Here is a 16,486-nt window from a genome sequence, read left to right on the forward strand (position 1 = left end):
GAAGTGCAGCGGCGCTGGTGGCAGGTACAGTACAGTAAAAAACAGGAGCAGTGGCTCTGGTGGCAGGTACAGCTAAGCTGCCCAGGCTACAAAACACCTGTTTCGCGGGCACTAAACCTGAGTTAAGTTCTTTTATACTACTTTCATGATGAAATACTTTTTAAAAACAGTACTGCTTTCCTCCTTTGTAGCTGGCTCCACGCTGGTACAGGCGCAAACAGTTGCCTCTGCGCCTGTTTCAGCACCCGTTAGCCAGAAACAGGATGAAGGGCAGCAGGTATTTGTTATCAAAAATCCGGATTACAAGCTGAGCCCGCACACCGGCATGACACGCCAGCACTGGAAAGATGCGGCACATTACCTGCTGGAGGGCGCCTTCAGCTACATCAATAAGCTGGACGACCCGATGCAGTTTCCGAAGCAGCCGGGCAAGAGCTACCCGAATAACCCGGGGCAGGTGCCTACCGAAAAACTGGAGGGGCTGTGCCGGACGCTGTTTGTAGCGGCGCCGCTGCTCAGGGAAAATCCTGACCTCGAAATCAACGGGATAAAGGTAGGCGCGTACTACCGCCACCAAATCGTTAAGCTGCTGGACCCGGCAAGTGATACCTACATTAAGCATCGGGCAAAGAACGGAGGCCCCAGCCAGATCCTGGTGGAGTTTGGCGCCCTGGCGGTGTCGCTGTTCACGGTGCCGGAGGTAATCTGGGAGCCGCTTACCAAAACACAGCAAGACGCGCTGGCTGCTACCATGCTCAGTTACGGCGACGGACCTACCGTCGGTTCCAACTGGCGCTTCTTCAACATTTTTGTGCTCAGCTTTTTTAAAGAGCAGGGCTACCCGGTAAACGAGAAACTGATGCTCGAATACCTGGACAAATCGCTGGAGCAGTACCGTGGCCAGGGCTGGTACCACGACAGCCCGGCTTATGATTACTACAGCATGTGGGCTTTCCAGATGTATGGGCCGCTGTGGTCGGAGTTCTTCGGCAAAAAACATTACCCTGAATATGCCGCCAAACTGATGGCCAATTTCAAGGAAGTGAATGATAATTACCCGTACATGTTCAGCCGCGATGGCAAAATGAACATGTGGGGCCGCAGCATCGCCTATCGTTTTGCGTCGGTGGTGCCGTTCCCGCTCATGGGGCTGGCACAGGAGCCGGGCACCAACTATGGCTGGATGCGCCGCATTGCTTCCGGCGTTATGCTGCAGTTCCTCCAGAACCCAGACTTTATGGCCGACGACAACATTCCGACCCTGGGCTTTTACGGCGCTTTTGAGCCGGCCGTGCAGATTTACAGCTGCCGCGGCAGCGTGTTCTGGATGGGCAAAGCCTTCCTGGGCCTGCTGGTACCCGAGGACAACCCCTTCTGGACTGCTACCGAAAACGAAGGCGCCTGGGAAGAGGAATTAGCCAAAGGCAAGGTATATAACAAGTTCCAGGAGGGGTCTAAACTCCTGATTACCGACTACCCGAACATTGGTGCGGCAGAAGTGCGCTCCTGGTGCCACGAAAAGGTGGCCGACGACTGGCAGAAGTTCCGGTCTACCGAAAACTACAACCGCCTGGCCTACAACACGGCCTTCCCCTGGCAGGCCGATGGCGAGAATGGCGAGGTAGCGATGAATTACGTGTTCAAAAATGCCAAAGGGCAGTGGGAGGCCCTGCGGCTGTATACCTTCAAAAAATTTGAAGAAGGCATTTATTACCGCGATGTGGTGCTGGAAACAAACGCAAACCTGAAACTAAAACTGGCCGATATTCCGCTGGCAAACGGCATTCTGCGGGTAGATAAAAACATTAGCACAGATGCTGCCCAGGTGCGCCTGGGCCACTACGCGCTGCCGCAGCTGAGCGGGCCCATCAAAAAAGAAACCAGGAAGGTAAAAGGCCACCAGGTGCAAATCATCAATAACGGCGCGTACCAGCTGGCCATGATACCGCTCCTCGGCTGGGATGGGAGTGAGATTGTAAACGCCAGAGGTCTGCACCCGGTAAGTGAAGCAAGTACGGTGATAAACGCCACCGACAGCTTCAGCCCGAACCAGCAGGGGCAGGAGGTGTACGCCACCCTCATGCTCTGGAAAAAAGCGGGAGAAAAGTGGTCCGACAAGGAGCTGGTGCCGGTGAAAAAGCTGGTCCGGAACAAGGATAACACGGTTACCGTCTCGTTTGTGAACGGCGATACCAAAACTGTGAAATTCGACTAAAGGAAAAGTAGCAACCAGAGAAATAATACTAACCTGCCGGTTTACAATAAGCCGGCAGGTTTTTTTGTGGCAGGAAATGTATTTTCAGCGCAGGCTGGCTTACCTGCGGTAGCAACAGGTGCAAAGGAGTAGGAATAGTGGCAGGTGCTATTGCCTGTAGGTTAGCCCGTTTGCTTATAATCATACTAATGTTTGTTTATAAGTGTGATTTATGTTAAAATTATATTAATATTAACAGCTGAATCCCTCCGGGAACAGGAAGTATTTTGAGTAATTTACCCTTGGCTGAAAATGATTGCAGGATATCTTGTTTACGTCAGGATGCTATAATTTGTGTGACAACAACATTATCTCCTGTCAAATCCGGAATTAATTAAATGCTTAGCCTGTTGCTTTTTTAGTTGCACCACCACCTTTTTATAATGAGAATACCTTTACTAGCCACTTTCTTTTTTCTGCTTTTAATTTCCAGGGCATACCCACAGTCTTTCGGATACCTGGGCATTGAGCACGGCTTGTCGAATAATACCGTGAATGACATTTATAAAGGCAAGTTCGGCTTTATGTGGTTTGCCACTGACGATGGTCTGAACCAGTACGATGGCTACGAATTCAAAGTATACCGCAACCGGATAAACGATACTACCTCGCTTATTCATAACCAGCTTAACACCGTAGCCGGCGATTCGTCCGGCAATATCTGGGTTGGGACCAAAAAAGGCCTCTGCGTGTTAAACAGCAACACGTCCAGTTTTTCCGTGGCCTATTATTACCCGCTACAGGAGGCAGGTCGCAAAAAGATCGTAAATGATATCAATAAAATTGCTGTTGACAAGAAGCAGCATGTATTTGTAGGAACCGACGGCTTGGGCTTGCTGATGAGCAAAAAAGGGCATAATAACTTCAGGCAAATAGCATTACAAACGGATCCGAAAAATACATCCTACTCTGTCAGGGCAATGCAGATAGATGAAGCGGGTAATGTGTGGGTGATGGTGGTGCTTGAAGGGCTCTATAAGTATAATCCTGAAACGAACAGGCTGCACCTTGTTTCAAAAGCAATTGACAAAGCAAATGTCATGAAGCTGGCTTCACGGAACGCGCTTTGGTTAGGCTCCGATGACGGGCTTTACCTGTTCGACCATAAAAAAGGTGCTTACAAGCATTATGGAAAAGAGAAACTGGGCGACTGCAGGGTAGTTGATATAAACAACACAGAGGCAAACCGGTTATGGATCGCCACTGATGGCGGAGGCGTTAAAGTCCTTGAGCTTTCTACCGATAAGTTTACCACGATACAAGCGGGTGCAGGAAAGACCCACCTGACAAGTAATGCCGTAACTTCCTTATTCAAAGATGAAGAGTCGAGGTGGTGGATTGGCTTGCAGCGGGGAGGGATAAATGTTTTCGACAAGAAGAAAGATAAGTTTACGACCATCAGGCAGGACCTGCTAAGCAAGAACACGTTGGTGGATAATTTTACGCTTTCTTTCTGCGAAGATGTCGATAAATCTGTTTGGGTAGGCACCGACGGCGGTGGTGTATCGCTGTGGAACCGGTCTGAGAACCGCTTCCGGAATTTTGTGTATAACGAAAACGACCCCACCTCGCTCAGTAATAACTATGCCACCAGTATTGTAAAAGATTTTGAAAACAATATATGGATTGCTACCTGGGGTGGAGGCATAAACAGGTACAACCGTGCCACCGGTACGTTTACCCACTATACCTGCGGCACTAATAAATATGTCTGGAAACTGTACGAAGACAGCCAGAAAACCTTGTGGGCAGGTCTTACGCAGGGTGGCCCCCTGTACAGGTATAACCGCGATGCCGATGCCTTTGAGTTGTATGACCCGGCACTGGTACAGTCCATTACCATTCTGGAAGACAGTCAGAAAACCTTATGGATTGGTACCTACAATGACCTGGTGAAGGTAGACAAAAAAGGGAAAAAGCATAAGCGTTTTAACCTGAACTACCCTGTGCGTGCCTTGTACCAGGACAAGCGCGGGAACCTGTGGGTGGGCTCGCAGGGGCATGGGCTGCTGCATTTCGATCCGGCTACCGAAAAATTTACGTCCTACACCGAAACAGAAGGACTGGCCAACAATTCGGTGCATACCATAGAAGAAGATAGTCATGGCAAGTTGTGGATTAGTACTTACCACGGCATTTCCGCTTTCGACCCCCAAACCAAAAAGTTTAAAAACTATTATGAGGCAGATGGGCTGCAGAGTAACCAGTTCAACTATAATGCATCCTTAAAGTTAAGCACAGGCGAATTGCTTTTTGGCGGGATCAAAGGCTTTAATATTTTTCATCCGGATAGCGTGCAGATGGACCACGCGTTCCCGAACCTGGTTATTTCCGGTATTCGTTTGTTCAACAAACCGGTTACACCGGCCGATGGTGTCGTGAAAGCAGGCCAGAGCCTGAATTCCGTAAGCGAAATCACCCTGCCTTATAACAAAGCATTTATTTCGTTTGATTTCAGCGCGTTGGAATTTACGGCGCCCGAAAAAATTTCTTATGCCTATATGCTGGAAGGCTGGGACAAAACCTGGAATTATGCCAACACCCAGCGTACCGCCAGCTACTCTAACTTACGGGAAGGAGACTATACCTTACGCATCAAGTCGACGAATGCCGAAGGTATCTGGAACGAGCAGGAGCGGGTGGTGCACCTGCGGGTACTGCCGCCCTGGTACCGGTCCTGGTGGGCATTCAGCCTGTATGTTGCCGTGGTAGCCGGGCTTATTTATATCTACAATTATTACCGCACCAGGCAGGAGCGCCTGAAGTACGAACTCGAGATTGCCAGCATCAAGGCTGAGCAGGAAGCCGAACTGAACGAGAAAAAACTCTCGTTCTTCACCAACATCTCACACGAATTCCGCACGCCGCTTACCCTCATCATTAGCCCAATCAAAGAGCTGGTAGAAAAGAAACGGGAGAACATCGGTTACCAGGATGTGGCAGTTGTTTACCGGAATGCCCGCAGGCTGCTGGGGCTGGTAGACCAGTTGCTGCTGTTCCGCAAAGCCGATAGTGGCGAGGACACCCTGAAGATTAGTAAATTCAACATCGCAGCGGTTTGCGAAGAAGTTTACCTGAGCTTTGTTCACCAGGCCAGGACAAAGGGAATTGTGTACGCCTTCGAGTGCGAATCAAAAGAAATAGAATTCTATGGCGACCGCGAAAAGCTGGAGATTCTCCTCTTCAACCTGCTCTCCAATGCCTTTAAATTTACGCCTGCCTCCGGACAGATAGCCCTGCATGTGACAGCGCACGAAGAGCAGGTGGAGCTAATAGTGAAAGACAGTGGCTGTGGCATACCGGCCGCAACCGGGAACAAGTTATTTAACAGGTTTCACCAGGTTTATGGCAGCGGAACTGCCGCATCGGGTGGTTTTGGTATTGGCCTCTACCTGGTGAAGAAGTTTGTAGAGCATCACAAAGGCGAAATTTCCTATGAGAGCGAGGTCAACAAAGGAACCAGCTTTAAAATACTGCTGCCGAAGGGCAAGGATCATCTGCCTGCCCATGTCCTTGTAGAAGAAAGCATAAAACCTTCTGCTTTCCTGGAAGAGTTGCAGGTGGCTGAACCGCAGGCAGAAGTGGAAGAGGTAGAGGCTCCACAGGAAACCAAACCGGAAGATGCGCTGAACGAACTGGTGCTGGAGAAAAATTCACTCTTGCTGGTGGAGGATAACATCGAAATACGGCAGTATGTAAAGCAGATTTTCAGCAGCACCTATACCGTTTACGAAGCCGGAAACGGGGAGGAGGGCCTGGCCCTTGCAATGGAATATCTGCCGGATGTCATCATCAGCGACATCATGATGCCGGGCATGAGCGGCCTGGAGTTGTGTAGCAAGATAAAGGAAAACGCTTCGCTCAACCACATCCCGATTGTCCTGCTCACGGCCAGCTCCTCGCCGGAAGTGAAGCTGCAAGGCATAGAAGGGGGGGCGGTAGATTACATTACAAAGCCCTTTGAAAAAGAGCTGCTGGTAGCGCGGGTAGAGAGTATCCTGAAGAGCCGCGATAACCTGCAGCGCTACTTCTACAACGAAGTCACGCTTAAAAATAACAGGCTTAAAATTTCAGCTGAGTACAGCGACTTCCTGGCCGCCTGCATCGAAACCATCGAGCGGCATATGGAAGAGCCGGATTTTAACGTGAAAGTGCTGGCACGGGAAATGGGCATGAGCCATTCCAACCTTTACAAACGGGTGAAAGACATTTCGGGCAGGTCTGTAAACGACTTCGTGCGGTTTATCCGGCTCAGGAAAGTGGCCCGCCAGCTCATCGATACTGAATGTAAGATAAATGAAGCTGCCTTCCAGGCAGGCTTCAACGACATCAAGTACTTCAGGGAACAGTTTAGTAAGTTGTTTGGTCTGAAGCCATCGGAGTATGTGAAAAAATACAGGAAGCCTTTCCATAAAAATTACACCATGAACGAGAAAATACTGAAAGAAGAGGTGGTGGAATAACAGGTGGCGTAGCATGAGGCCGGTTGCTGCATAACCTGGAACTGCTGAAAAAAAGACTGTGCTGCAAGGCTGTATCAGGAAGGATACAGCCTTGCAGCACAGTCTTTTTTTGACCGGCTTTTTCCCTGCAAACCTGTGGCGGGTTTTGCTGCAGTACCCACCAAAACCACTGCTCCTGCCCGAGATACCAGCAACAGGTAAAAGTCGGTCAGGTACGGGCCTGAAACGCAGGAAACCGGTTCAGGCTGTAGGTGTTATGTTCCGGTGAAGTCTATGGACCGATAGAGATAATTTTATTCTCGGCAAAAACCTTCTGCAATAGCTGCCAAGGCTATAATACTAAAATCTCCCCTTTATTTAATGATTTATCCCCCCAGTTAAGTGCAGCCGGAATCAGACATTTGCTCTTGAAGTAAAGGGTGTCAGGTTATTGAAAACCCGGATACAAATGTTTGTTAGAGGAGGTCAGGCGGCTAAAACTTAGTTGGTTTCTGAGCTTTTTTGCCTGGCAGACTACCGCCGGCAGCAACAGTGGACAGTGTAGAGCAAAGTAGGTTATCAGGCGCTGTGCGTGCTATGAAATATGTTAAAGACTTAAATAATAATAGAATGAAAGCACCATTACACAAGAAACTACCGCTTCTACGCAAGAAGAATGCGAAGTGGTTCTTTTTAATTCCGGTACTTTTCTCAGTGGAAGGCGCTGTGCACGCAGCTCCTCTCGCTGATTTAAGTATGGCAGCAGGCCTGCACCTGACCCAGGCGCAGCAGGATTCGCTTGCTAATGTCTACAGCGGGGTAGTTATCGACGATAACGAAAAGCCTGTACGAGGAGCAAGCGTTCAGGTGAAAGATGGCACTTTATCGACTGTGACAGACAGTATAGGGACTTTTAGAATTGCTGCTGGCAAGGGAGATGTACTGCTTATCGGGTTGAAAGGCACAAATATTGGCAGATTCACCCTCACCGATAAGAAAACTCCTGTTATTACAGTAAGCAGCAAAGCTATTCCGGTGCAGGCAAGCCAGCTTGTACAGTTGCTGAATAATTTCAACACAGCGCCTGAACTGACAGCAGCATCCACGGATGCCGTTTATACCCGGGACCTGGTAAAGTCTAACGTAACCAACGTACGCAATGCCCTTACCGGCCGTCTGACAGGATTATATACGCAGCAAAACTCAGGCAGGCCAGGATTCGATGCCGTGAGCACCACACTGCGCGGCCAGCAGTCTCCGCTGCTGATTATCGATGGTATTCCGCGTCGGTTCGGGTCCGATATGGAACTGCAAACCATCATCAACCTGGAGGAAATAGAGTCGGTAACCGTGCTGAAGGATGCATTGGCTACCGCTATGCTGGGTGCCCGCAGTTCCAACGGCGCACTGTTGATTACCACCCGCAAAGGCTTCGAAGGCAGGCAGCGCATCTCTTTTACAGCGCAAACTGCCGTGCAGCGACCGATCAACATGCCCCGTGCCCTGGGAGCCTACGATTACGCCAGGCTGCACAACGAGGCGCAGACAAATGAAGGCCTGCCAACCATCTTTACGCCCGAGCAGTTGGAAGGCTACCGTACTGGTTCCAACCCCTACCTGTACCCGGATGTGAACTGGCGGGATGAGGTACTGAAGTCAAACTCCAGGTTCGACCGCTACAACTTTAACGTGAGCGGGGGGGGGAAAACAGCCAGATACTTTGTAGCGGCGGAACACTTCAACCAGACTGGTATTTTCGTAACCGCCCCCGATTCGAACGACTTTAATACGAACAACGACCTGAAAAGCTACATGATCCGGTCGAATGTGGACATCAATATTACCAGCAAGCTGAGTGCCGGTATCTATCTGATGGGCCGCATTATGCACGGCAACGAGCCAGGTGCCTCGACTAACAGCATCTTCAACTCCCTGCTCACCACCCCTAACCTTGCTTACCCGGTGCGTAACCCGAATGGTTCACTGGCCGGTACCCAGCAATTCCAGAATAACATTCTGGGGCAGACTCTCTACAGCGGCCACCGTGAAAACTATCGCCGCGACATCATGTCTGACTTCTACCTCCGCAGGGAGCTGGATGAAATTACCCCAGGCCTGTGGATCAAAGGTATTGCCTCCTTCAGCTCTACATTATCTGAAAACACGAACCGAAGCATGCCGTTTGTGGTGTTTCAGGGCGTAAACCTGGGTACGGAGCAGGAGCGGTATACCCAATTTGGTAACCCGGGCCAACAGGCTAACAGCACCAGTATTGAGTACCAGGGCCGCCATAATTATTTCGAAGGCTCCCTGGGTTATGACCGTCGCTTTTCAGACCATGGTGTAAGCGCTGTGGTGCTGTGGAACAGAGATAACTCCCTGGCAGGGCTTAGCGGTGGCGCCAGTAACAACGTGCTTGGAGCGCAGCAGATAACTCTTCCCCTTCGATTCACGGGTGTTTCCGGCAGATTTGTATATGACTTCCAGAGCAAATACGTGGCAGAATTTGCCTTCGGTTATAATGGCTCCAACCGCTACCCCGGTGGCACTGACCGAGGCTTTTTCCCGGCAGTAGGTCTTGCCTGGAATGTAACCGAAGAGTCCTTCCTGAAAAATAATGATGTACTCAATTACCTGAAGTTGTCAGGCTCTTTCGGGCGCACTGGCTGGGATAATCCAGGCTACTTTAACTATATCCAGTACTACTTCGACGACGGACCACGCTATCCGTTCGGTACCGGTATGACATTCGAGGTGGCCATGCGGGAGCAGCAGATTGCCAACCCGGATATTACCTGGGAAAAAGCAAATAAATTCAACCTCGGTGTAGAAGGTCGCGTGCTGAATAACCAGTTAGCCTTCAGCGTAGAGTACTTCCGCAACAAGTTTTATGATCTGCTCATGCAGCGTGGTCGTAACTCTGCCCTGCTCGGCAACACCTATCCGAACGAGAATATTGGCCGCAACAGGTACAATGGCGTGGAAATGCAGCTAACCTGGCAGCAAAACGTAGGTGCCCTGAACTACTACATCTCTGGCAATGCCAGCACGGTTCAGTCGGAAGTGCTTTACCAGGACGAGGTATTCAGACAATACGACTGGATGCGCCGCACCGGGCAGCAGGTGAACCAGCGCTTCGGGTACATTGCAGAAGGATTCTTTCAGTCTGAAGCTGAAGCACAAAGCAGCCCGACCATCCTCGGCTATGTTCCGCAGGCAGGCGACATTAAATACCGCGACCTGAACGATGATGGTGTAATAGACCAGTTTGACCAGGCCGTTATCGGAAATACCAAACCACTGTTCTTCTATGGTGTAGACCTTGGTTTCAGCATCAAAGGCTTCGACTTCAGCGCCTTAATACAAGGTGTGCAAAACAGGGACCTTTACCTGAGCGGAAACAGCTACTGGGAGTTCCAGAGCGGGGGCTTTGGCCAGGCGTACGAGCACCAGCTAAACCGCTGGACACCTGAAAACGCAGCCAATGCCACTTACCCAAGACTGACGGTTGGCGAAAGCATCAACAACCATGCGGTATCCAGCTTCTGGGTGCGCTCCGGCGATTACCTCAGACTCAAGAATATGGAAGTAGGTTATACGCTTCCGGTTAGCTTAACCAGCAGAGTAAGGTTGCAGTCGGTAAGAGTATTTGCCAATGGGTTAAATCTTTTCACCAGGTCTGATGTAGAGGGCATGGATCCTGAAGTACCACGTGGTGCCTATCCGCTGCAGCGGGTAATGAATATGGGTGTAAACATCAAGCTCTAAATATTCGAAATAGTTTTTATATGAAAAAGATAGTAAAGTATACATTTGTAGCCTTGTCTGTGAGCTTGTTCAGTGCCTGTAACGACCCCGAAACAGTGCCGGTACAGCGTGTTACAGAGGATATTATGTGGGATCAGATGGACCGCAACGGTCAGCTGGCTTACTGGTATGTGGCTGAAATTTATCACCATCTCCCAGACGGATTTAACCGAATTAACGGCGATTATCTTGATACCGGAACCGACGAAGCTATTCCATCCCGGAGAAATGTTAACCCCTCGGTAGAATTTTATAACAACGGGCGTGTAAGCGTACTGAACAACCCGGACCCGTACTGGGGCAACAGTTACACCGGCATCCGGAAAGTAAACCTGTTCCTGGCAAACGTCGATAAAGTTCCCGTTCATACAGATGGTTCTAATGCGCCGGAAAGGGTATTCTGGAAAGCAGAAGCAAGGTTTATCCGCGCCATGATGTATTTTGAATTACTCAAGCGCTATGGTGGTGTACCACTTGTTGGCGACAAGGTGTTTACCTTGCAGGATAACCTTGAACTTCCGCGTAATACCTTCGAAGAGGTGGTTAACTATATTGTGTCGGAGCTTGATGCCGTGAAAGACCTGCTGCGAAAGGAGCCGATAGCTGACGGATTCTGGGGCAGGATACCGAGAGGAGCCGCCATTGCTCTTAAAAACAGAGTATACCTATATGCTGCCAGCCCGCTGTTTAATGGTGGCGGTATTTCCGAAGATCCTCAGTTGAAAGCTTTAACCGGATATGTTAACGCAGATCCTGACCGATGGGATCGTGTTATCCAATCGGCAGAGGAGTTTATGGCATTAGGTCATTATTCGCTGCACCCGACATTCCAGGGCGTGTTTACAGCAAAGAAAAACAATGAAGTTATCCTACAGAAGCAACGCGGAAACAACAGATGGGTAGAGGAGGATAATTCTCCTGTCGGTTACCAGAGTGCTCAGGTGCGGGCGCTGGGACTTACAAGCCCGACTCAAAACTTTGTTAACGCTTTTACCGACATCAATGGTTTGCCTATTACCGATCCGGCTTCTGTTTACGATCCGAATAACCCCTATGCCAACAGGGATCCACGTTTTCAGGAATCGGTATTCTATAATGGCGTAAGATGGCTGAACAGGCCCGTTGAGACCTTCGACGGCGGCCGTGACAGGCCGGGAGGTATTCAGGTTCAGACCAGGACCGGTTATTACCTGCGCAAGTTCATGGGCAGTTTTGCAAACAGCAGCGCCTTTTCTGACCAGAGCCACAACTTTACCATCATCCGGTTTGCAGAAATTTTATTGAATTATGCAGAAGCACTGAATGAAGTAGGTAGGACAGAAGAAGCAGTAGACCAGATAAAGCGAATTCGCCAGCGAGCGGGTATTCGAGCCGGAACAGACAGCAGGTATGGCATTAAAGCTGGAATCTCCCAGAGCGAAATGCGAGACCTCATCAAAAACGAGCGAAGAGTGGAGCTTGCGTTTGAAGAGCACCGCTTCTGGGATCTGCGCCGCTGGAAAGATGCTCCTGAAGCCCTCGACGGTCCGGTGCAAGGCGTAAGAATCACCCGAAATGCAGATGGTACCTTCACTTACACTTATGAGGATGTCGCCAATTTTGTGTTCACACCTAAATTGTATCACATGCCGCTGCCGTTCAGCGAAGTGACTAAGAATTTGAATTTGATTCAGAATCCAGGTTGGTAAAAAATAAAGGAAGTATAATATGAAAAAATATTTAAGTTATTTAATTGTCTCCCTGCTGTTTATCAGCAGTACTGCTCTTGCTCAGACCAGAGACATAAGAGGAGTAGTATCGGACGCTAACGGCCCGGTGCCCGGGGCTACCGTGATGGAGGTTGGTATGCCTTCTAACGGTACTGCCACCGATATCGACGGTAATTTCAGGCTGGTGCTGCGAGGTAACAGCAACAAGATTCAGGTAAAGTCCATCGGTTACAAAACGCGTGAGGTGAATGTGCAGAACATGACCAATGTGAACGTAAACCTGGAAACCGATGCACAGGGCCTGGAAGAAGTGGTGGTAATCGGTTATGGTGAGCAGAAGAAAGTGACTATGACGGGTGCCGTAAGCGTGGTGTCAGGTGTAGAGATACGTGAAAACCCTTCTGCCAGTATGCAGAATGCGCTGGTAGGTAAAATGCCCGGCTTCTTTACGCAACAGCAGTCAGGACGTCCAGGAGCAGATGCCGCACAGATGTACATCAGGGGAGTGAGTTCTCCAAATGATAACAATGCTCCGTTGATATTAGTGGATGATATAGAATTTAGTGTTGATCAGTTTCAGCGCCTCGATCCTAATGAAGTAGAAAGTGTAAGTATTCTGAAAGATGCCTCTACCACGGCCGTGTACGGTGTAAAAGGCGCCAACGGTGTAATCCTGGTAACCACCCGTAGAGGAGCCATTGGCCGGCCGAAGATCAGTGTGCGTACCGAATACAGCTTACAGCAGCCTGCCATGTTTCCTGAGTTTCTGGGTTCCTACGAGAGTGCATTGCTGCACAACCAGGCCCGCCTGAACGATGCCACTTTAACAGCCTCCAGAACAGGAAATCCCCTGAATTATACCCCAGCCTTCAGCGACGAAGCCGTAGAAGCTTTCCGTACCGGATCTAATCCATATGTATACCCGGATGTAGACTGGCGGGAAGTGCTTTTCAGAAAATGGTCTAACCAATCCAGATCCAACCTGGATGTTTCGGGCGGTACTGAACGCGTAAAATACTTTGTATCGATGGGCTACCTGGACCAGGGTGGTATGCTGAAAAACTTTGGCGAAAATGTTGGTGTAAACAACTCCTACTATCACCGCCGTGTAAACTACCGCTCCAACCTGGACGTGCAGGTAAACAAGAACCTGAACATGCGGGTAGACTTATACGGTAACATCGGGGAGGTTAACAACCCTGAGATGCCCGGTACCCAGTGGGGCTACAACGACCCCTTCTACGAGTACAGCAGCTACCTGTCGCTTTCACCCTACGCACACCCGGCTTATAACCCCGATGGTAGCATCGGTTACAGGCTAAACCTGCACCCGGGCCGTTACCAGGGCCCCAACAGTATAATTGCCCGACTGACTTATGGTGGTTATGGCCGTGTAAATGAAAACAACATGAACCTGGTTGCCAGCGCCACGCAAAAGCTTGGTTTTATTACCCAGGGCTTATCGGCTAAAGGCTTGCTCTCCTACGCCAGCGAATACGGTTACAGGCGCAGTATGACCCGCGGTACTTTCCCTTCTTATATCTGGGACCCGGTTACCGATACCTACACCTCTTACCCGAACAACGTGTACAGGGCACAGCGTTTCTTCGACGATTACCAGGCTCGGGGTACTACCAGGGTACTGAATTACCAGTTCCACCTGAACTACGACAGAACTTTTGGTAACCACCACGTGTACGGTCTGGCCTTATTGAACCACAGGGTAGATACAAGATCCAGGGGAGGGACAGCAGCTGCCTTGAGCTACAGACCCGTAAATTTTAGAGGTTATACCGGCCGTTTGGGTTACGATTTCAAAGATAAGTACCTCTTTCAGTTTAACGCCGGCTTAAATGGTTCACCGTTCTTCTCAGGTGGTAATCAGTTTGGATTCTTCCCGGCTGTGTCTGCCGGATGGAATATTTCGGAAGAACCCTTTTTCAAAGACAATATTAACTTTGTTGATTTCCTGAAAGTACGAACTTCTTACGGATTAGTAGGAAATGACTTGATGGGTGGTCAATATGGTTACTATTACCTGCAGGAATACGGAAATAGCGGAAGCGCCTCTTTCGGAACCGTGCATAATCATTTTGGCGGCATACATGAAGGCCGTCTGCCAAACATGGATGTAGTATGGGAGAAAGAGAAGAAATTTGACGTAGGTTTGGAGTTTAAGTTCTTCAAAAGCCGCCTGTCAGCAAATCTGGATTACTTCCGTAACGAAAGGTTCAACATCTTAACCACCAGGGATGGTAATTTTGGAACAGTTTCTGACGTATTTGGAGTGGGGTCGCCTCCTGCCAACCTGAGTCGTGTAGAAAATAAGGGATACGAAGTGGAACTGATTTGGAGAGACAACATCGGAACCGATTTCGGCTATAACATCCGTGCCATGTATTCCTATGCCAACAATAAGATATTGTTCATGGATGAGCCAAACCCTGCTGAGCCTTACCAACGCCGCACAGGCAATAATATCAATACCCCATTTGTGTACAAGTGGTCCGGCGAGTTTTATGCCAGCGAAGAGGATATTCTGGCTAGCCCGACACATGCCGGTGCAAGACCAGGGGACCTGAAGTATGTGGACCTGAACAATGATGGTGTTATCAACCAGAATGACCGCACTTACATAGGTGCCCCTGCTAACATTCCTCCGGCTACATTTGCCGTTGAAGGCGGTGTTTCATACAAAGGATTCAGTATCAAAACCATGTTCCAGGGCTCCAGGGGCTTCGTGTCAGGTGGTGCTGCTGAGAATATCCAGTTCCTGGGCTCCAACATGCAGGAAATTCACAAACATGCCTGGACACCTGAGTTAGGAAATAATGCGCAATACCCGGTATTAACTGAAAATATGGGTATCAGCATGCCAAGAGGCGAAACCATGTCTACTTTCTGGCTGGTACCTGCCGACTTTATTCGCCTGAGAAATGCCGAAATCAGTTATACCATCCCTAAATCAATTGTAGACAGGGTAAGAATGCAAAGCATCAGGGTGTATGCCAATGGTAACAACTTGTTAACCTGGTCCAAGCTTCAGGATCGTTATCAGTTGGATCCGGAAGTGCTGGCCGGCAGAGACAGGATCACCTATCCGCCACAGCGCATCATCAACTTTGGCTTGTCTGTAGGATTTTAATGATTAAGAATATATGAAAAAGTTACTGATATTATTACTGTTAGGAGTACCGCTGGCCTCTTGCGATTTAACCGGAGACGAATTCCTCGCTCCACAAAATTCGTCAGCTTTAACGGAGGAGATGGTTTTTTCGGACAGTATCCGTACAACTGCCTTCCTGACCCGAATTTACAGCGACATAGGCGTCGATTTTGAACTGGGCATCTGGTCCAGCCACGGCAATATCAACCAGGCAACTGACGATGCGGAGTATACTTTGTCTTCTCCTACTCAGACGGCTGTTATTCACTATAGCGGTACCCTGAATCCGGCGACCTATGCTTCTGATGGCAACATGAACCTGTATTGGAGAATGCCATATGAAAATATAAGAAGGGTGAACATGCTGATCGCGAACATTGATCGGTCACCGCTGACACAGGCAACCAAAACAAGAATGCTGGCAGAGGCTCGTTTTCTGAGAGCCTGGTATTATGCAGGCCTCATGAAGCGCTATGGGGGCGTGCCTATTCTAGAAAATAAAGTTTTTACAGCACTCGATGTGGTTAATGTGCCCCGCAATACCTATGCAGAATGCGTAGAATACGTGGTAAATGAACTGGATGCTGTCGCAGCCGTACTGCAGGAACCGCAACAGCAACCGGATCAGTTTTACGGAAGAGCTAACGCAGGCGCCGCCCTGGGTTTAAAATCAAGAGTGCTGCTGTATGCAGCTAGTCCTTTGTTTAACGGTGGCGCAATCGAAGTAGCGAAAGGTACTCCGGTGGAGCCAATCATTAGCTACCCGAACTACGACGTAGCCCGCTGGCAAAGAGCGGCAGACGCAGCCCAGGAACTGATTAACAAAGGCTGGTATTCCCTGCACGTGAACAACGAGACAGCGCCAGGCTATGGTTTTTATGAGGTGTTTCTGCGTCGTGGGGAGTGTAAACGAAACTGTGTCACTCATTTTTTTAATGGCTTTTTTGATGTTACGGCTTTAGCCTAACATCAAAAAAGTCAAACCCTCAGGTGGGTCCTGAGTCTTTCCTCAAACATGATAAAAAGCTGAGAGAAAGTCAAGGCCCAGTTAGGCAGTGGCATCGTCCATTTTTTCTCTACATTCATCACCACCAGGTAAACGAGCTTG

General features: G+C 49.4%; 6 protein-coding genes and 1 pseudogene. 6 read left to right on the top strand and 1 reads right to left on the bottom strand.

The genetic code is table 11. From position 1 onward, the window contains the following. Window positions 1-145 precede the first annotated feature (145 nt). The 6 genes from DCW36_RS19600 (at window position 146) to DCW36_RS19625 (ending at window position 16,345) form a co-directional block, all read left to right on the top strand. Entirely contained in the window at window positions 146-2,215 is a 2,070-nt protein-coding gene (locus tag DCW36_RS19600; protein WP_114778449.1) for a DUF2264 domain-containing protein, read from the top strand. A 422-nt stretch (window positions 2,216-2,637) separates the two neighbouring features. Continuing rightward, window positions 2,638-6,717 (top strand): two-component regulator propeller domain-containing protein, encoded by a 4,080-nt coding sequence (locus DCW36_RS19605; RefSeq protein WP_114778450.1) that lies wholly within the window; start codon window positions 2,638-2,640, stop codon window positions 6,715-6,717. Window positions 6,718-7,326: 609 nt separating this feature from the next. Next, entirely contained in the window at window positions 7,327-10,464 is a 3,138-nt protein-coding gene (locus DCW36_RS19610; protein WP_164891194.1) for a SusC/RagA family TonB-linked outer membrane protein, read from the top strand. A gap of 20 nt (window positions 10,465-10,484) precedes the next feature. Continuing rightward, window positions 10,485-12,191 (top strand): RagB/SusD family nutrient uptake outer membrane protein, encoded by a 1,707-nt coding sequence (locus DCW36_RS19615; RefSeq protein ID WP_114778452.1) that lies wholly within the window; start codon window positions 10,485-10,487, stop codon window positions 12,189-12,191. Window positions 12,192-12,210: 19 nt separating this feature from the next. After that, window positions 12,211-15,357 carry a SusC/RagA family TonB-linked outer membrane protein gene (locus DCW36_RS19620; protein WP_114778453.1) on the top strand — a complete coding sequence of 1,049 codons (3,147 nt, stop codon included), beginning with the start codon at window positions 12,211-12,213 and terminating at the stop codon, window positions 15,355-15,357. A 13-nt stretch (window positions 15,358-15,370) separates the two neighbouring features. Then, entirely contained in the window at window positions 15,371-16,345 is a 975-nt protein-coding gene (locus DCW36_RS19625) for a RagB/SusD family nutrient uptake outer membrane protein (protein ID WP_114778454.1), read from the top strand. 11 nt (window positions 16,346-16,356) lie between these two features. On the opposite strand, the pseudogene DCW36_RS23075 reads toward DCW36_RS19625, so the two are convergent. Beyond that, a pseudogene (locus tag DCW36_RS23075) lies at window positions 16,357-16,486 on the bottom strand (IS256 family transposase); the annotation flags it as partial.

This window comes from Botryobacter ruber, from assembly GCF_003347595.2.
GTDB classification, from domain to species: Bacteria; Bacteroidota; Bacteroidia; order Cytophagales; family Hymenobacteraceae; genus Pontibacter; species Pontibacter ruber_A.